The organism is Nibricoccus aquaticus, from assembly GCF_002310495.1.
Lineage (GTDB): Bacteria > Verrucomicrobiota > Verrucomicrobiia > Opitutales > Opitutaceae > Nibricoccus > Nibricoccus aquaticus.
Genome location: NZ_CP023344.1, coordinates 3,883,951 through 3,901,791, shown reverse-complemented (window position 1 = coordinate 3,901,791; position 17,841 = coordinate 3,883,951). Strand labels below are relative to the sequence as shown.

The 17,841-nt window shown below is 61.4% G+C and carries 17 protein-coding genes; 8 read left to right on the top strand and 9 right to left on the bottom strand.

Annotated elements, in window-relative coordinates; translation table 11 throughout:
* Nucleotides 1-11 precede the first annotated feature (11 nt).
* Both serS and CMV30_RS15780 read right to left on the bottom strand, forming a co-directional pair.
* A complete protein-coding gene (gene serS, locus CMV30_RS15785; RefSeq protein WP_096056921.1) occupies nucleotides 12-1,283 on the bottom strand; it encodes a serine--tRNA ligase in 1,272 nt (423 codons plus the stop codon).
* Nucleotides 1,284-1,350: 67 nt separating this feature from the next.
* Complete coding sequence (locus tag CMV30_RS15780; RefSeq protein WP_096056920.1) at nucleotides 1,351-2,346, bottom strand: glycosyltransferase family 9 protein; 996 nt, start codon at nucleotides 2,344-2,346, stop codon at nucleotides 1,351-1,353.
* Nucleotides 2,347-2,471: 125 nt separating this feature from the next.
* Between CMV30_RS15780 and CMV30_RS15775 the strand changes: the two genes are divergently transcribed.
* From CMV30_RS15775 to CMV30_RS15760, 4 genes are all read left to right on the top strand, one after another.
* Nucleotides 2,472-4,418 carry an LpxL/LpxP family acyltransferase gene (locus tag CMV30_RS15775; RefSeq protein WP_096056919.1) on the top strand — a complete coding sequence of 649 codons (1,947 nt, stop codon included), beginning with the start codon at nucleotides 2,472-2,474 and terminating at the stop codon, nucleotides 4,416-4,418.
* A gap of 68 nt (nucleotides 4,419-4,486) precedes the next feature.
* On the top strand, nucleotides 4,487-5,464 hold the full coding sequence (locus tag CMV30_RS15770) for an ABC transporter ATP-binding protein (protein WP_096056918.1): 978 nt from the start codon (nucleotides 4,487-4,489) through the stop codon (nucleotides 5,462-5,464).
* Nucleotides 5,465-5,565: 101 nt separating this feature from the next.
* Nucleotides 5,566-6,549, top strand: a complete 984-nt coding sequence (locus tag CMV30_RS15765) for an ABC transporter ATP-binding protein (protein WP_096056917.1) — start codon at nucleotides 5,566-5,568, stop codon at nucleotides 6,547-6,549.
* A gap of 19 nt (nucleotides 6,550-6,568) precedes the next feature.
* Complete coding sequence (locus CMV30_RS15760; protein ID WP_096056916.1) at nucleotides 6,569-6,796, top strand: VF530 family protein; 228 nt, start codon at nucleotides 6,569-6,571, stop codon at nucleotides 6,794-6,796.
* Between the two features lie 56 nt (nucleotides 6,797-6,852).
* Here the strand turns inward: CMV30_RS15760 and CMV30_RS15755 are convergent, their stop codons facing one another.
* From CMV30_RS15755 to CMV30_RS15740, 4 genes are all read right to left on the bottom strand, one after another.
* Nucleotides 6,853-7,320 carry a tRNA (cytidine(34)-2'-O)-methyltransferase gene (locus tag CMV30_RS15755; protein WP_096057816.1) on the bottom strand — a complete coding sequence of 156 codons (468 nt, stop codon included), beginning with the start codon at nucleotides 7,318-7,320 and terminating at the stop codon, nucleotides 6,853-6,855.
* A 10-nt stretch (nucleotides 7,321-7,330) separates the two neighbouring features.
* A complete protein-coding gene (gene thrB, locus CMV30_RS15750) occupies nucleotides 7,331-8,248 on the bottom strand; it encodes a homoserine kinase (RefSeq protein ID WP_096056915.1) in 918 nt (305 codons plus the stop codon).
* Nucleotides 8,245-8,721 (bottom strand): SsrA-binding protein SmpB, encoded by a 477-nt coding sequence (smpB, locus tag CMV30_RS15745; protein WP_096056914.1) that lies wholly within the window; start codon nucleotides 8,719-8,721, stop codon nucleotides 8,245-8,247. Before smpB ends, thrB begins: the two co-directional genes overlap by 4 nt.
* Nucleotides 8,722-8,789: 68 nt before the next feature.
* Complete coding sequence (locus CMV30_RS15740; protein WP_096056913.1) at nucleotides 8,790-9,002, bottom strand: DNA-directed RNA polymerase subunit omega; 213 nt, start codon at nucleotides 9,000-9,002, stop codon at nucleotides 8,790-8,792.
* A gap of 114 nt (nucleotides 9,003-9,116) precedes the next feature.
* On the opposite strand from CMV30_RS15740, the gene cutA reads away from it, so the two are divergent.
* The 3 genes from cutA (at nucleotide 9,117) to CMV30_RS15725 (ending at nucleotide 10,402) form a co-directional block, all read left to right on the top strand.
* Entirely contained in the window at nucleotides 9,117-9,431 is a 315-nt protein-coding gene (cutA, locus tag CMV30_RS15735; RefSeq protein ID WP_096056912.1) for a divalent-cation tolerance protein CutA, read from the top strand.
* A gap of 37 nt (nucleotides 9,432-9,468) precedes the next feature.
* Nucleotides 9,469-9,624 carry a small basic protein gene (locus tag CMV30_RS15730; RefSeq protein ID WP_096056911.1) on the top strand — a complete coding sequence of 52 codons (156 nt, stop codon included), beginning with the start codon at nucleotides 9,469-9,471 and terminating at the stop codon, nucleotides 9,622-9,624.
* 94 nt (nucleotides 9,625-9,718) lie between these two features.
* On the top strand, nucleotides 9,719-10,402 hold the full coding sequence (locus CMV30_RS15725; protein WP_342755718.1) for a DedA family protein: 684 nt from the start codon (nucleotides 9,719-9,721) through the stop codon (nucleotides 10,400-10,402).
* A gap of 178 nt (nucleotides 10,403-10,580) precedes the next feature.
* On the opposite strand, the gene CMV30_RS15720 is transcribed toward CMV30_RS15725, so the two are convergent.
* Nucleotides 10,581-11,417, bottom strand: coding sequence for a helix-turn-helix domain-containing protein (locus tag CMV30_RS15720; protein ID WP_096056909.1), 837 nt, complete (start codon nucleotides 11,415-11,417; stop codon nucleotides 10,581-10,583).
* Between the two features lie 176 nt (nucleotides 11,418-11,593).
* On the opposite strand from CMV30_RS15720, the gene CMV30_RS15715 reads away from it, so the two are divergent.
* Nucleotides 11,594-12,946 carry a GH1 family beta-glucosidase gene (locus CMV30_RS15715; RefSeq protein WP_096056908.1) on the top strand — a complete coding sequence of 451 codons (1,353 nt, stop codon included), beginning with the start codon at nucleotides 11,594-11,596 and terminating at the stop codon, nucleotides 12,944-12,946.
* A gap of 9 nt (nucleotides 12,947-12,955) precedes the next feature.
* Here the strand turns inward: CMV30_RS15715 and CMV30_RS15710 are convergent, their stop codons facing one another.
* Both CMV30_RS15710 and CMV30_RS15705 read right to left on the bottom strand, forming a co-directional pair.
* A complete protein-coding gene (locus tag CMV30_RS15710) occupies nucleotides 12,956-15,916 on the bottom strand; it encodes a DUF4982 domain-containing protein (protein WP_217494410.1) in 2,961 nt (986 codons plus the stop codon).
* Between the two features lie 66 nt (nucleotides 15,917-15,982).
* Entirely contained in the window at nucleotides 15,983-17,683 is a 1,701-nt protein-coding gene (locus CMV30_RS15705; RefSeq protein ID WP_096056907.1) for a glycoside hydrolase family 43 protein, read from the bottom strand.
* Between the last annotated feature and the right edge of the window lie 158 nt (nucleotides 17,684-17,841).

Here is a 17,841-nt window from a genome sequence, read left to right as displayed (position 1 = left end):
CAGCCCCGCGCTCAGACGAAGCTCAAAAACTCCTTGCCGAAATACGGCACCAGCGCCGCCGGGATTTTCACACGACCATCCTCCTGAAGGTTGTTCTCCAGGATCGCCGCCAGTACGCGCGGCACCGCGAGTCCCGAACCGTTCAACGTGTGAACCAGCTCCGGTTTCTCCGCGCCCTTCGCCCGGAAACGGATCTGCGCACGCCGCGCCTGAAACGCCTCGAAATTCGAACAGCTTGAAACCTCCAGCCAGCGCTTCTGCCCGGCCGCCCAGACTTCGAGATCGTACTTCTTCGCCTGCGCGAAACCCATGTCGCCGCCGCACATCAGCAGCACGCGATAAGGCAGTTCCAGCTTCTGCAGCAGCTTCTCCACGTCCACCCGGAGCTTCTCCAGCTCGTCGTAGCTGGATGCTGGATGCACCCACTTGAGCAGCTCGACCTTGTCGAACTGATGCAGCCGGTTCAGCCCGCGCACATCCTTGCCGTAGCTGCCCGCCTCGCGCCGGAAACACGGCGTATAACCGCAGCGATAAACCGGCAGCGCACCTTCATCGAGGATCTCGTCGCGGAAGAAATTCGTCAGCGGCGTCTCCGCCGTCGGCACCGCATAGAGCGAGTCCTCAACCGTCTGATACATCTGCCCTTCCTTATCCGGAAGCTGGCCAACCGCCGTCGCGCTCGCCGCGTTCACGAAGATCGGCGGATTCACCTCCACATAGCCCGCGCGCGCATTCTCATCCAAGAAAAACTGCAACAACGCGCGCACGATCTTCGCGCCATCGCCGACATAAAACGGAAACCCTGCGCCCGTGACTTTCGAGCCACGCGCAAAATCGAACAACCGGTCAAACCCCGTGATCTCCCAATGCGCCTTCGCATGAGCCGAGACCGCATTCACGTCACCATTCGACGCATGAACCACATTCTCTTCCGGCGTGTGGCCCTCTGGCACACTGCTGTGCGGAATATTGGGCAGACCCAGCACCGCCAGTTTCCACTTCTCTTCGATCTCTTTCAGCTGCACGTCGCGCTCTTTCACCTGCGCGGAAACAGCCTTCATCTCCTGCACTTTCGCGATGAACTCAGGCGAGCCCTTCGGCAGTTTCGCCATGTCGTTATTCGCCGCCTTCTGTACGCCGCGTAACTGCTCGGTTTCCTGAAGCTGCGCGCGCCACGACGCATCGAGCGCAAGCACGGCATCGAGATCGACGTCGAGGTGTTTCTTGGCAATCGCCGCACGGACGAGATCAGGCGATTCACGAAGGAGTTTGGGATCGAGCATGGGAAACACGCAGCGAAACCAACAACCCGCCCCGACTCACGCCAAATTTTCGCCTGTCACCCGAGGCTCAAAACCCCCGCTGCGTAAACGGAAACGGATGCGCCGTCCGCACGCGCGTCCCGTCGAGCCGCTTGAAACGCGCATAAACCTCGCGCGCCGACAACAGCTTCAGGTTCCCGATCGGCGCCTGCGCCACATGATTGGTCGGAGCCGTCAGCGGAAACGGCCCATACAGCCGCGGATCAGTCGGCCCAAAAATCCCCAGTGTCGGCACGCCCATCGCCGCCGCCAGATGCATCGGCCCGCTGTCGTTCGAGATCACCCAGCCCGCCCGTTTGATCAGCGACGGCAACGCCATCAGGCTCGTGTTGCCCGTCAGATTGAGAAACTGCGCCTCCGTCAGCGCATCCTTGTAATCGATATAGTTGTTCCCCGCCCACACGACCTTCCGCCCCGAGCCATCGCGCGCGATGAACTCCGTCAGCTCCTTGAATCCGTGCCACTTCTTCTCCGCCCGCCGACTGTCCGGAAACATGATCACCGGCTGCGCCCCGCCACGTCCTTCGACATGACTGAGATTCAGCCCTTCGACTTCGCGAAACTTCACCGTCCCCACCAGCTCCGGTTTCAGGCCAAGTACGGGCAAAAATTGCAGCAAAATCTCCAGCGCATGGCTTGATTTCCCCGCCGGTGGCAGCGCCACCTTTTCCTTGTAGAAAACCCCCGCGCCCTCCCGCGCATCCGCCCGCCCCACCTTCTTCGCGCCATTCGCCCGCCAGGTCATCAGCCCCGAGCGCAGTAGCCCCTGCATATCGAAGACAAAATCATACTTCGTCTCCCGCACTTCCTTCATCAATTTCAGGAAGCCAAACACCCCGCCGCTCCGCTTGAAAACGTACACGCGGTCCACCGCTTCGCACTGCTTCACCAGCGCCGCGAAGATGTCGCGCACGATCCAGGAAATACGCACATCCGGCCGCTGCGCCTTGATCGACGCCGCCACCTGCAGGCCATGCACGATGTCCCCCAAAGAGGACGGTTTGATGATAAGAAGTTCGACCATGGAAAAACGCGCGCCGCAGAATCTGCTTTTAACTGCGGTGTCGCTCCGTTTGATGAAGTTTCCCTCGGCAAAATCAAACGCTAATCGCCTCACCCGCGATCACCGCCCGCCCTGGTCCCGCTCGCGTGCTTAAACTTCTACTACAAATCTCCGGCTGGCTCATCGCCCACACACCCGAGCGGCTGCTGCGCGCCTTCACCGCCTTCTGCGGCGACCTCCTCATCCTCCTTTCCCCGCGCCGCCGGCGCCTGGTGTTCTCCAATCTCCATCACGCCTTCCCCGAAAAACCCCGCGCCTGGCACCGCCGCCTCGCCCGCAAAAGCAGCCGCCGCATCTTCGAGACCGCCCTCCTCTCGCTCTCCAGTCCTTACCTCTCCGAAACCCGTCTCCGCCGCATCGTCCGCGTCACCGATCCCGTCATCGAGTGCTTCCGCCATCATCAGTCGTCGCCGCACCCGCTGATCGTCACCAGCCCCCACATCGCCTACTGGGAAAGCCTCACCTGGCTCGCACTCTTCCTCCCGTTCCCGCTCCGCGAATTCGGCATCATCTTCCGCCCGCTCGATAACCCCACCGCCGACGCCTGGGTAAAATCCACCCGCGAACGCCACGGCATGAAGCTCCTCTCCCGCAAAGAGGGTCTCACCGAGTCCTTCCGCATCCTCAAACGCAACGGCACCGTCGGCATCCTCTTCGACCAAAACGCCGGCACCCAGGGCGCCCTCACCACCCTCCTCGGCCGCGTCTGCTCCACCACCGAGCTCCCCGGCCTCCTCGCCGAACGCTCCGGCGCCAAGATTATCACCTTCTACCCGCGCCGCCTCGATTTCTGGCGCGTCCAATTCGAGCTCACCGAAATCGCCTACGACGGCACCTCCACCGGCGCCATCATCGCCCTCAACCGCTGGCTCGAAACCACGCTCACCACCGACGAAAACCTCTGCGCCTCCTGGCTCTGGAGCCACGACCGCTGGCGCCATCAAGACATCCCGACCAAACGCTTCCGCCTCGAATCCAAGCGCAACCTCCTCCCCGCCGACCTCGCCGCCCGCGGCCTCACCACGCCACCGCGCAAAACCCGCCTCTTCATCCGCCTCCCCAACTGGCTCGGCGACGTCGTCATGGCCGTCCCGCTCCTCCGCGCACTCCGCGCCTCCCGCCCCGACGCCGAGATCACTTTCATCGCGAAAAACGCCTTCCTCTCGCTCCTCGCGCAAACCGGCCTCGCCGACAAACTCATCCCGCTCCCCAAGCGCAACTGGAGATACTTCCTCTTCTTCCGCGCCCTCCGCCTCAGTTATCCTGACGCGTATTTGATTCTCACCCACTCCGTCCGCGGCGACCTCGAAGCCCGCCTCACCGGCTGCCGCCAACGCTTCGGCCTCGTCAAACATGGACGCCGCCGCCCCCTCCTCACCCACCGCTACGAAGTCCCCGCCGACTTCGACGAAAAAAATCACCACCAGCTCGAACTCTGGGAAAATCTCTTCCGCCACTTCGGCCTCGAACTCCCCGCCGACCGGACACCTCTCTTCACCAGCTCCTCTATCAAGTCCGCCAGCAACGCTCCGATCATCGGTTTCATCGCCGGCTCCGAAAACACTCCCGAGAAACGCTGGCCCGTCGCTCACTGGCGCACGCTCACCGACTCCATACTACGCGCTCACCCCACCGCCACCATTCTCCTGCTCGGCACCACCAACGACCGCGCGATCACCGACGCCATCGCCTCCGGCCACTCCGAATCGCAGGTCCAGAATCTCGCCGGCCGCACCGATCTCCCCGCCTACATGGAAAAACTCCGCAGCTGCACCGCCCTCGTCACCAACGACACCGGCGGCATGCATCTCGCTAATCTCCTCGGCGTGCCCCTCATCGCCCTCTTCGGCCCAACCAATCCTGTCCGCACCGGCCCCGTTTTCTCGGGTCCGCACATCCTCCTTCAACCACCCGGCTGCCCGCCCACCGGCGGCGGTTCTCTAAACGACCTTTCACCCGAAATCGTTTTCTCCACTCTCCAAGACTCCCTCCGCACACCCGCCGCCGCTCCCGCCATTTCACCCGAGAACTAGACCGACACTCCGATTCCTTCCCACCGTCTAACCCTCTCACGTTCTCACCTTCTTCCTTCCGTCTCCCCGTGCCGCTCCTCTCCGTCCAAGACCTCCGCACTCACTTCCACACCCGCAGCGGCGTGTACCGCGCCGTCGACGGCGTCAGCTTCGATCTCGAACGCGGTGAAACCCTCGGCCTTGTCGGCGAATCCGGCTCCGGCAAATCCGTCACCTGCTACTCGCTGATGGGCCTCATCCCCCAGCCTCCCGGCCGCATCGCCAGCGGCCGCGCGATGTTCGACGGCGTGGACCTCCTCCACTGCACGCCCGCCCAGGCCCGCGCCATCCGCGGCAAACGCGTCGCCATGATTTTCCAGGATCCAATGACCTCGCTCAATCCGTACATGCGGATCTCCGAGCAACTCATCGAACCGCTCCTCATCCACGAAAAAATCTCCCGCGCCGACGCCCTCGCCCGCGGACTCGAAATGCTTCAAGCCGTAGGCATCAACGACGCCGCCAAGCGTATCCACTATTACCCGCACGAGTTCTCAGGCGGCATGAGACAGCGCGTCATGATCGCCATGGCGCTGATCACGAAACCCGAGCTCCTCATCGCCGACGAACCCACCACCGCCCTCGACGTCACCGTCCAGGCGCAGATCCTCGAGCTCATCAAAAAAATGCAGCGCGAGCTCGGCATGGCCGTGATCTTCATCACGCACGACCTAGGAGTCGTCTCCGGCCTCTGCGACCGCGTCATGGTCATGTACGCCGGCCGCATCGTCGAAACCGCCGACGTCCGCACACTCTTCTACGATCCGAAACATCCCTACACCCGAGGCCTCCAGCGATCCATCCCCGGCCTCCAGCCCAAAGGCTCCGAGCTCTACACCATCCAAGGCCTCCCGCCCGACGTCTCCAAGCTCCCCCCCGGCTGCGCCTTCGCCCCACGCTGCGAATTCGCCGCCGACCGTTGCCGCGTCGAAACACCCGAACTCGCCGAAGAAAAACCCGGCCACCGCCACGCCTGCCTCCGCGTCCAAGCCGGCGAAATCCAATAACGCCCACCTAATGAATTTCAAAACGCCAGTCTTCGAGAGACCCGTGCCGGGCTCCGATTCATCCGGTCCCATCCGTGAAATCTGTGGTTAAAAATCCGCCCATGTCCGCGCCTATTCTCGAACTCCACGACGTCAAAACCCACTTCCCGATTCACCAGGGTTTCCTCAAACGTCAGATCGGCACCGTCAAAGCCGTCGACGGCGTCTCGCTCGCGATCCAGCGCGGCGAAGTCCTCGGCCTCGTCGGCGAATCCGGCTGCGGCAAATCCACCCTAGCCCGCACGATTCTCCAACTCGTCCCGACCACCGGCGGCACCGTCATCCTCGAAGGAAAAAATCTCACCACCGGCACCGACGACTCCCTCCTCGCCGCACGCCGCGACCTCCAGATGGTTTTCCAAGACCCCTACGCGTCGCTCAACCCGCGCATGACGGTCTTCGCCACCATCGCCGAGCCGCTACTCGTACACAAAGTCTGCCCGCCCGCCGACGTCCCCGCCCGTGTCGCCGAAATCATGACCCACGTCGGCCTCGCCCCGCGCTTCATGCAGAAATACCCGCATGAATTCTCCGGCGGCCAGCGCCAGCGCATCGCCATCGCCCGCGCCCTCGCGCTCAATCCCAAAGTCATCATCGCCGACGAACCTGTCTCCGCCCTCGACGTCTCCATCCAGGCCCAAATCCTGAACCTCCTCGCCGGCCTCGTGAAGAAGATGAACCTCAGCCTCATCTTCATCGCGCACGACCTCTCCGTCGTGAAACACATCTCCGACCGCGTCGCCGTCATGTACCTCGGCAAAATCGTCGAACTCGGCCGCGCCGCCGACGTCATCGAACGCCCCGCCCATCCCTACACCCGCGCCCTCGTCAGCGCGATCCCCACGCCCAACCCCGACGTCGAACGCTCCCGCAAACGCCTCGTCCTCGCCGGCGATCCACCGTCGCCAATCAATCCTCCCGCCGGCTGCGCCTTCCACCCACGCTGCCCCTTCGCCGTGGAAAAATGCAAAGCCGCCGTCCCTCCGCTTCTCCCCGCTGACAACGGCGCCCGCGAAGTCGCCTGCATCCGCCTCGGCGAAATCTAACCACGTCTCCTCTCAGCTCATGGATCAGCCTACGCAAAAACCCAAAGACCCCCTCCACGGGATCACCCTGGAAATGATCCTCACCCAGCTCGTCGAAAAACACGGCTGGGCCGAACTCGGCCGCCGCATCGACATCCGCTGCTTCAACTTCGATCCCAGCGTGAAATCCAGTCTCCAATTCCTCCGCCGCACCCCCTGGGCCCGCACCAAAGTCGAAGAACTCTACCTGCGTACCGTTGCCAAGTAGCCGCGAGCGGTCCAACGGACCGGAACTTAGCAAGTGCCGCCCCCAACTACGCACACTCACGGCGCCCCAAACCCCACCTGCCGCACCGCCTCATAACACGCGATACCCGCCGCCGTGCTCAAGTTGAGCGACCGCAACGTCGGATCGGCATGAGGAATCGTCACCCGCATCGCGTCACCAAACTCCTGATGCAGCCACTCCGGCGCACCGTGCCCTTCGTTGCCAAACACCAGCCCGTCGCCGCTCTCGTACTTCACACTCCAAAACGACTGCGTCGTCTTCGTCGTGAACAACCACAGCCGCTTCGGCCCCGCCGCGCTCGCCCGAAACGATTTCCAGTCCTCGTGATGATGCACATCGAGCGAATGCCAGTAATCCATCCCCGCCCGTTTCAAATGCCGGTCTGTGATCGTGTAGCCGAGTGGATGAATCAAATGCAGCCGTGACTTCGTCAGCGCACACATGCGCCCGATGTTTCCCGTGTTCTGCGGAATCTCCGGCTGAAAAAGGACGATGTGCAGCATGAGCGCAGGCTCACTCAACCTTCAGTCCGTCATTGTCCGCGATGAGCGTCCGTACCTCGCACGCGATCTTCACCTCGGCAAACGCCGACCTCATCGCCTGCCCCACCGCCGCCTCGCTCCCGCGCATCGCCAGACACAGTACGCTCGATCCGCTACCGCTCAACCAGCCCGTGAGCGCCCCCGCCACGATGCCCGCATCGATCGCCATGCGCCCATTCGGAATACGCGGCAACCGGTAAGGTTCATGCATGAAATCACAGACAGCGTATCGTAGCTGCGCGTAATCCTTCGTCGCTAGCGCCGCCGCAAAAAACGCCGCGCTGTTGATGCTCTTCACCGCATCGAAGTATGAAAGCCTCTCCGGCAGCACGCCGCGCGACTCCTTCGTCAGCATTTCCACGCTCGGCGACGCCACGACGAAAACCAACTCGTCCGAAATCGGCACGCGCACGACACCCAGATACCGGTTCGTCTTCGGATCACACCTCGCCACACAAAATCCACCGAGGATCGCCGCCGACGCATTATCCGGATGCCCTTCGAGTTCATTCGCGATCTCCACCAACTGATGCCGCGACAATCTCGCGCCCGACAACTCATTCAAACCCGCCAGCACCCCGCCAATCACCGTCATGCTGGAGCCAAGTCCACGCGCAGGCGGCACCTCTCCGTTCACCTCAAACGAAAACCCAAAACGCTCGACCTCCGCTGCCGCAAAAAACGCCTTCGCCGTCGTCTCCACCATCTTCTGCCCGCGAGCATCTTCCTCGCGACTCGCCGTGATCTCCGACCCAGAACCAGCCCGCTTCAGCGTGACCCGATTATAGATCTGCAACGCCAGCCCGAGCGTATCGAAACCGGCCCCGCAGTTAGACGTGCTTCCAGGAACGCGCAACGTGACTGAGTCAGGCAGAGACAGCTGACTCATAGCCGGTGGGTCTTCATCTGCTTTTTCACTTCGTCCATCTCGGCCTTCTTCTTCAGATCGTCGCGTTTGTCGTAATTCTTTTTTCCGGTGCAGAGCGCGACTTCCACCTTCACCAGCGCCTCTTTGAAATACATGCGCAGCGGAATCAGCGCCTTCCCGCTCACCTGCATCGCCTGCGCGATCTTGCGGATCTGATGTTTGTGCAGAAGCAACTTTCGCGTACGCCGCGTGATATGATTCGCAATATTTCCATACGCATACTCCTCGATGTGCGCATTCATCATCCACAGCTCGCCCTTATCGAATCGCCCAAACGAGTCGCTGATCTGGGCCCGTCCCGCACGAATCGATTTCACTTCAGTCCCCTTCAGCGCGAGACCCGCCTCAAATTTTTCGTCCACGGAGTAATCCCGCAGCGCCTTGGCATTGCGGATCTCCGTGTAGCGATTCGGATCTTTTTTCTGGGCGGACATAGAGGCTCAATCAGCGCCGGGCTTAGGGCTCAGCCGCCAGTCGGCCTCAGCGCGATTACGCGCAACACTTAGTTGTTAGTGGCGCCAACCGCGAGTTCGAAGCTGATTTTGCCTTCGATCACTTCGCGCAATGCAACGTCTTCGGAAGAAAGCTTTTCGAGCGACTCCACGAGCGGACGGCTGCCACGCTTGAGCTGTTTCACGCGACGCGACACCACGTTGATCAAAACGTTGGGGTCATTGATGACCTTCTGGGCTTCCTTAAGATAGTCGTCTCTCATGAATAACTGGGTGAATGGCTGCGATGAAACCGCGTAGCGCAGGCTTAAAAATTAGCACCGTCAAGGGCATTTTTCCCTGCTTGCGCACCTCTAGCCGCCACCAATTTTGAGCCCATGCTAATGATCGGTTGGACAACCGTCGCCACAATGCCGCAAGCCGAAACTCTGGCCGCTGGACTCATCGAATCGCGTCTCGCCGCCTGCGTCCAAATCGAAGGACCGATCACATCTTTCTACTCATGGGAGGGCCGTACCGAACGATCAGAGGAATTCCGCATTTCCATTAAGTTCATCGCCACACGTGAGTCCGACATCGAAAAGTGGCTGCTCACCCATCACCCATACAAAACGCCCGAATGGATCACCGTTCGCACCGAAAACGTTTCGGAAAAATACTTGTCATGGGTAAAGGCGAACACTTACAACTGACCCTTTCACAGAATCGAACCACCTACTTTATTCCGCCATGTCCCAACATAAAAGTCTCCAAGGAGCCAACGGCCTCGTCGTTAAACGTAACGTTCTGAAGCGCTTTGAGCGCGTCGACATCCTCAAAAAGCGTGGCCAGTGGAAAGCCGGCGACCGCGTCCAGGGTCTCCGCAAAACCAAGCCCGACGTCTAATCCGTCTCACGCCCTTTCAATCAAAGGCAGGCTGTGTCTCACACGCCTGCCTTTTTTGCGTCCAAAATCTCCTGCCCGGCCCGGTTCTTCCATGATTGATCTCATCAAAAAGCTCATCGACTTCATCCTCCACATCGACGCCCACCTGGCTGAGATCATCCAGGATTATGGGCTGTGGACCTATGCCGTGCTCTTCGCGATCATCTTCGCCGAAACCGGCCTCGTCGTGACGCCTTTCCTGCCAGGCGACTCGCTCCTGTTTGCCGCCGGCGCGTTTTGCGCGATGCCCGACACCGGACTCAACGTCCACCTGATGGCTCTCCTGCTGTTCGTCGCAGCCGTGATCGGAGACACGCTCAACTACTGGATCGGCTCCAAGATCGGCCCGCGCGTCTTCGCCCGTGAAGACTCCTTCTTCCTGCGCAAAAAACACCTCGAACGCGCCCACGCCTTCTTCGAAAAATACGGCGGCCGTGCCATCATCCTCGCGCGCTTCGTCCCGATCGTGCGTACATTCGTCCCTTTCGTCGCCGGCATCGGCCACATGACCTACAGCCGCTTCATCGCCTACAACATCATCGGCGGCTTCATCTGGATTTATTTCTTCACCTACGCGGGTTACCTCTTCGGCACTCACCCCTTTATTCAGAAAAACTTCAAGATCGTGATCCTCGCGATCATCCTGCTCTCGGTGCTTCCCATCGTTTTTGAATTCCTGCGCGCTCGGCATGAATCGAAGAAAGCCGCCAAAACGGCAAGCCTTCCCGGAAAAATCTAAGCCCCTCCATCAGCCGCCCTCAGCCAAGTGGTGCCAGGGGCTGTTTGAGAGTTGTCCGCTTGCGATGGAGGGCGCTGCTTCGTCAGCGCCGTAACCGTGAAGATCTGACCGGCCCCGAAAAAGATCGGTGGCGACAGCGCTAAGCCCCTGCCGCCGGCAAACATTCCGCCATCCACGGCTAAGCCGCCTGCTTGCGCCCACGACGACTGCGCAAGCGATCCGTCGAATTCAACAACCGGCCTGCCTCGTCGGCAATCTGCTGGAGCAGTTCCCCACTCAAAGTGGATTCCGCCACCCGCCGGAAGTGCTTCATAAAACCCATCGACGAATCAGCCGCCAGTGCCGCCTCCGCCTCCTTGTTCAGGCGCTCAACCGTCTCCGCAGGCAAAAGCTTACGGGCCGCTTCCACAAACAGAGAGCCAAAGCTCTTAGACTCCGCTTTGGCTTCCGCCATCACAACCGACTCCGCCTGCAAGACTGGCGGTGGCGTCTGGACCACAGGTGCTTGGTTCTCCACTACGACCGCCCCCGCGCGAAGCATCTCAGACGCTTCTTTCTCAAACTGCCGCCACGCTCGCCATACCGCCGCCGGCACGCGCGGCGTATGCAGTATCGTCTGGGCCTTCACGATTTCAGCTGCGCATCGGGCGCGAAAATCAGCAGCACCTGCACGAGCAGATTCCAAAAGCGACAGGTCAGGCAGCACGCCGAAGCTGGTAGGATCGGCAAGATCCGTCCCCGTCAACGCAGGCTTGATCTCCGCAGGTACGATGACCACCGGAACTTCAGGAGTCCGGACGGGCTCCACCACTTTGCTTTTCATCAAACCTTTCCCCACGGATTCAGTGCCGCTTCCAAGCGCCGCCCGGATGGCTGCGAGCTCATTTTCATCGGCATCACGGTGCCCGCATTCGATGCGCGAGATGTCCGAAGCACTCAGATTGGTCCGGCGTGCGAGTTCAGACTGCGTGATCTTGAGCGCTGTCCGGGTTTGTCGTATTTCGTGGCTCGTCATTTCAGGTATTCAGGACGTTACCCATAAACACTGAGTTTCAAATACTCGTAGCAAAAAATCATCCGCGCGTTGAATTTTTCTCAACAAGACGTCTCACAGATGCGCAGCGCTCGCCAAGTCCGCTTAATTTTTTCGCCCCATAATCACCTTCGCAAACGATCCTTAGCCTCAATCCCATGCCCAAGTACATCAACACGCTCTCCTTCCCCAAAAACTTCACCTGGGGCGTCGCCGCCGCCGCCACCCAGATCGAAGGCGCCGCCAACGCCGACGGCAAAGGCGAGTCCGTCTGGGACCGCTTCGCCGCCACTCCCGGAAAAGTTTTCAACGGCGACACGCCCGCCATCGCCTGCGATCACTACCACCGATTCGACGAAGACTTCCGCCTGATGAAAAAACTCGGTGCGAAAAACTACCGCCTCTCCATCAACTGGTGCCGCCTCTACCCGCAGGGCGACGGCTCGCTCAATCCCGCCGGCGTCGCCTTCTACGACCGCCTCATCGACCGCCTGCTCGCCCACGGCATCACGCCCTGGGTCACGTTCTATCACTGGGATCTCCCGCAAGCCCTCGAAGATCGCGGCGGCTGGCGCGCGCGCATCACTCCCGACGCCTTCGCTCCCTACGCCACCACCGTCGTGAAAACCCTCGGCGACCGCGTGAAACGCTGGATCACGCTTAACGAGATCCCCTGCTTCATCGGCCTCTCTCTCAAAGACGGTATCCACGCTCCGGGCACCAAAGACTCCGACGCTGTCGTCAACCAGGCCTACCACCACGCCCTCCTCGCCCACGGCCACGCCGTCCGCGCCGTCCGCGAACACGGAGGCCGCGGTGCCACCGTCGGCCTCACCCACAACCCGCCGTCCTATCTCCCGCTCACCGAAACCCCGGCCGACATAGACGCCGCCCGGAAGTGTTTCCACGAAGGCAACTGGCACCTGCTCGATCCCGTCTTCAAAGGCCACTACCCCGCCGGCTATCTCCGCGCCGCCGGTGCCAACCGTCCGAAAGTTCAGAAGGGCGATCTCGCGCTTATCTCGCAGCCTACCGATTTCCTCGGCCTCAACATCTACGCCGGCTCCTATGTGCAGGCGCAGCGCAAACGCTGGCGCGTCCTCCCCTTCACCGGAAATTTTCCGCAAGCCGATCTCCCCTGGCTGCGCCACACACCGCAGTCCAACTACTGGACGCCCCGCCATGTCCAGGAGCTCTACGGCGTGAAATCCATCTACATCACCGAAAACGGCGCGGGCTACGAAGACACCCCCAACGCCGACGGTGAAATCCTCGACCTTCACCGCCGCGAATACCTGCGCAATTTCCTCCTCGCCGCCCAGCGCGCCACCGCCGAGGGCGTTCCGCTCAAGGGTTATTTCCTCTGGTCCTTCATGGACAACTACGAGTGGTCCGAGGGCTACCGCAAACGCTTCGGCATCGTCTACGTCGATTACGCCACGCAGAAGCGCACGCCGAAACTCAGCGCGCACTGGTACTCGCAGGTCATGAAAGAAAACCGCGTCGTCTGACGCCCGCGCTCACAACTCCGCCGGCTCGTAGAACTCGATCTCGATGATCCCCAGCGCTCCCGCGCCGACGTTCTGCTCGCCGGTGGTCGCGTTCTTCTGATCCACGAGCTCGGTGATCCCGCCAAACGCATCGCGCGCCTCGCTGCCAGCGAGGGGCTCGATGCGCACGACACGCCCGTCCACCGGCTTCAGCGGCAGCGTCACATACCCGAGGCTCCTCGCGGTCACGCCACGAAAAACTTCCACACCATCCACCGTGATCCGGATCGGATAACTGCGCGCGCGAAACCCCGCCGTCTTCAGCGTGATCTCGCTCAGCAGCGCCACGCGCGACAACTCAAACGTCACCGCCTTCTTCCCCGACCACGCCGTCTCCTCGTTGTCATCGAACGCCAGCGCCGGATCGCCACCATCCAGTGCCGAAGCCTTGGCAACCGCGACCGCTTTCCGCGTCACTTTGAACGAAGTTGTCCCCGGCGTCGGCCCGCGACCCAGACGTCCGGCCAGCGCCGCCGCACTCGGGTTGCGCGACCAGCCATCGGTCGTCTCCACTGCCTGTGAATCCAGTTCGATCTTCGCCGATGCGAGCCCCTGCGCGTTTGCAGTCAGAACAATTTTTCCCGCCTGCAACGTCGAGCGCACCAACACGCGGTTCACCCCGCACTCCACCGGCAGCGATCGCGACAAAATGAAGTTATCCGGCCCCTGTGCGATACCGCCGCGCCATTCCGCCGGACCGCTCAACTCAAAGTCCACCAGGTTCAGCGCCGTCGGGCACCGCCGCCCTTGCGCATCCACCACCTCGACTTGCACCAGCGCCACATCCGCCGCGTCGGCGCGCAATCCGTCAGGCCCGTTTTGAATCGTAAGCTTGAGTGCCCTCGGCTCTCCCGCCGTCACATGCGACGCCTCACAAATCTTCGCGCCCTTCGCATCGTAGCCAACCGCACTGAGCGTCCCTGGCTGCCACGCGACAGACGGAAACGTGAACAGAAACCGCGTGCTCTGCGCGCCACGCCCGAGCGATTTCCCATTGAGAAACAGCTCCACCGACTCCGCGCTCGAAACCACCGTCACCGGCTTCGTCACGCCCGCCGCATAGTTCCAATGCCCGAGGATATGCGCGCGCGGTGTCTCCACATCCACCCAGCCGTCCCACATCACTTGATGCGCGAAGAACCCGTCTTTCGCGATGCGCATGGCATCCACTTCCCCGCTACGGCGATAGTTTTCCGCTCCGCGATAATGCGTGTTCGTGTCGGAGAAGATGATGTTCACGCCGCCCGAGTTCACCCGCGTGCCCGTGCCCGGCCGCTCGCGCCAAAAGTCGTACCACCGGACGACGTTCTCGATCGCATGCGTATCCTGATTCCGGTTGTAAGTCGGCGCAGGCGCGTCGCGATACGGCGGCCCCTCGCCATCCTTGTGATACGGCGGCGAAAACTCGTCCCAATATTTTCGCAATCCTTCATCCCGCGAATATTCCGTCTGCCACATCGGCTGCCGCGCGCTCTTGTTCACGTATAGCATCTCGCCGCCATACTCCGTGACGTGGCTGTCGAGCATGTCGCGACTGCCGATCGCCCGCCCACCGTGCGGATCGAAACGATCACGGATCGCCTTCATGTCCGCCATGTGTGCCTCGCTGATGCCGTTGTTGCCCGACTCATAAACCAGTACGCTGGGGTTGTTCCGGTTGTAGATGATCGCATCGCGCATCACCTCCTGGCGTTGCACCCACTGCCGTCCCTGCGCGTCGCGCTCCGAGTCTCCGGCGGGCAACATCTGCATGAGCCCCACGCGATCGCACGACTCCACGTCCTGCTTCCACGGCGCGATGTGCATCCAGCGCACCAGATTCGCCCCGCTCTCAACCATCAGCCCGTTGCTGTAATCGCTTAACCACGGTGGCACCGACATCCCCAGCGCCGGCCACTCATTCGACGTCCGCTGCGCGTAGCCCTTCAGCTGAATCACACGATCATTCAGTTTCACTACGCCCTGCCCGAACTCCGTTTTGCGAAAACCTGTACGCGTCACGACCGAATCAAACACCTGCCCCTCGCTCTCCAGCGACGTCGTCACCGTATAAAGATAACCGTATCCCCAGCTCCAAAAATTCAGCTCCTTCACCCGCGCCGACGCCCGCGCCGTCACGCTCTCGCGAGGCGCAATCGTATAACGTCCGCCATCGAACTCCGCCACCGTGCGCCCGTCGCGATCAGCCACCTTCACGCGATAGACAAACGTCCTAGCCGCCGTCGCCTCGTTGCGGATCTCCGACTCTGCATGAATCGTCGCCACCCGCGCCGCCACATCGAAGTCAGTCGCGTACACATAGACGCCCGTCGATCCGAGATGCGAATACAGCGGCAGCGTCTGATAGACGCGGTCCGTCACATGCAGCCGCACATTCTTCGGAATGCCTCCGTAGTTCGCGTTGAAATTTTTATCCGACCACTGGTACCGCGCCCCCGACAACCGCTCACGATAGTCCCACGCGTTGTCCGTCCGCACCGCGATCACATTAGCCTCCGGCGCCGGCCGCACCTGCTCGGTCACATCGAGCCCGAAGGCGTTGATCCCATTCTCGTGCCCGCCGACCAGCTTGCCGTTGATCCACACCTCGGCGGCCTGGCGTACACCTTCAAACTCGAGAAACACCTTCCGCCCTCCGCTCCCCGCCGGCAGCACAAACGTCTTCCGATACCATGCGATTCCCGTGGAAAGATCCTTGATGTCTTTCTTGAACGCCTCGTCCTCATTCCACGCGCGCGGCAGCGTCACCGGTTTCCATCCCGCATCATCGAACCGCGTCTCCTGCGCCCCCGCCGGATCGCCGACGTGCAGCCGCCAGCCCGGATTAAAATCCAGCGCCTCACGCGCAGCCGGCACATCCGCCGCGATCATCGCAACCGAGCTCAAGAAACAGCCACCGGCAAACGCCACGTTTTTCAAGAAGTGCGTCATAGGGATTTTGGGGTAACACTGACTATAACCAGAAAAGAAACTATCGCGGCATTCACGCCGCCGCACTTACCGAACCGGCGCCGTCACCCGGAACCAGTCGAAGTCCGCGTGCCCCGTCGCCGTGGCGTCGCTAGGTGCCGTCGCGATGAGCCCAAACTTCGCACCGATCCAGCGATCTTCGCGTGCCTTGAACGCCTCGCCAATCGGCGTGAACGTCACGTCATCCAGACTGTAGGCAAAGCGCGCCATCGCATCCGCCCCGACCGTCACGCGCAGATAAACCGGCCCCGCTGGCACCTCAGCACTGGCCGTCTCGCGATGCTGCGCGCCGACCGCGTCCGCGCCGATGTTCGTCAAGAGCACCAGCCGCGATTGTTCGCCCTGCTTGCGCAAACCCAGCACCGCATAATTAAACCCAAACACTGCCAGCCCGGCCATCTCGCCTTCGGCCACCGGCGCGAAATCGAGCACGGTCGTCGCGGTAAACGCAGGCGCGGGAAACTTCTGCACGTAGAAATTCGGCGCATCGTACAGACTGTTCTTCGCTGCTGAATCGTCATTGCGCGTCGCCGGAGCAGGCACGCTCGCCAGCCGCAGCGCACCGGCCTTGGCCGTGAGCGAGGCCCAACCCTCGCGTGGATTCGCGTTCCACTGCCACTGCAGTCCCGCCTTCGGCGCGTTGAATTCATCGGTCGTCGCGGGCACCGCGACCGGCCATGTGCGGCCGACATTCGGCTTCGCATGCGTGAGCACCGGCTCGCCTTTTCCATCGCTCTCGGGATCGGAGCCCATCACCGGCCAGCCATCATCGCGCCACCACATCGGCTGCAAATGCACGACCCGGCCATACGCGCCCTTGTCCTGAAAATGGAGAAACCAGTCCTCTTTCCCGTCGGGCGTCGTCACCCACGCACCTTGATGAGGCCCGTTGATTGGCGTCTTACCCTGCTCCAACACGATGCGCTGCTCGTACGGCCCGCGGATATTTTTGCTGCGAAACACCGCCTGATACCCCGTCGCCACTCCGCCTGCCGGAGCGAACACCCAGTACCAGCCGTCCCGTTTGTAGAACTTCGGTCCTTCCAGCGTGCGCCACCCGTCGAGCTTGTTCGCGTCGATGACGACCGTGCCGATGTCGTTCGTTTTGCCATCGGCGGTCTGAAGGTTGATTTCCGATTCGAGTACGCGCGTTCCGTCAGCGCTGAGCTCCTGCACCGTCAGCATATTCGCGATGCCCGCCCGGCTCCTCGCCCAACCATGGACAAGATAAAGCCGCCCGTCGTCATCCCACAGCGGGCACGGATCGATCAGTCCTTTGCCTGCCTTCATGAGCACCGGCTCGCTCCACTTGCCCGCCGGATCGACCGCCGTCGTCACATAGATGCCGAAATCCGGATCGGGATAAAAAATCCAAAACTTGCCGTCGTGATGCCGTATCGACGGAGCCCACACGCCCTGCCCGTGACGCGGTTTTGAGAAATGCTCCGCCGGTTTTTGAACCGCGAAGACATGGTTGATCAGCGTCCAATTCACCAAGTCCTTCGAATGCAAAATCGGCAGCCCTGGCGCCGCGAGGAAGCTCGATGCCGTCATGTAGTAATCGTCGCCCACCCGCACCGCGTCTGGATCGGAATAGTCCGCATGAAGCACCGGGTTTTGATAAGTACCGTCGCCGCGATCAGGCACCCAAGCCTCGGTGCTGGCTGCAAACGAGGACACGGTGGTTGCAAGCATCGCAGTGAAAAGAGAGCGCGTGAGATAGATCATGGGTTGAAAAATGGAATGCGGGAGGAAACCGGTTAACGTACGAAAAAAGATGAGGTCCAGACCAGACGACTGGAGAGGGAAAACGATGCGTTGAACGTCTGCCTTTCAACAAAAGCGGCACGCGCATTGTTGCCCGGTCAAAGCCTCCAGAAACAGAC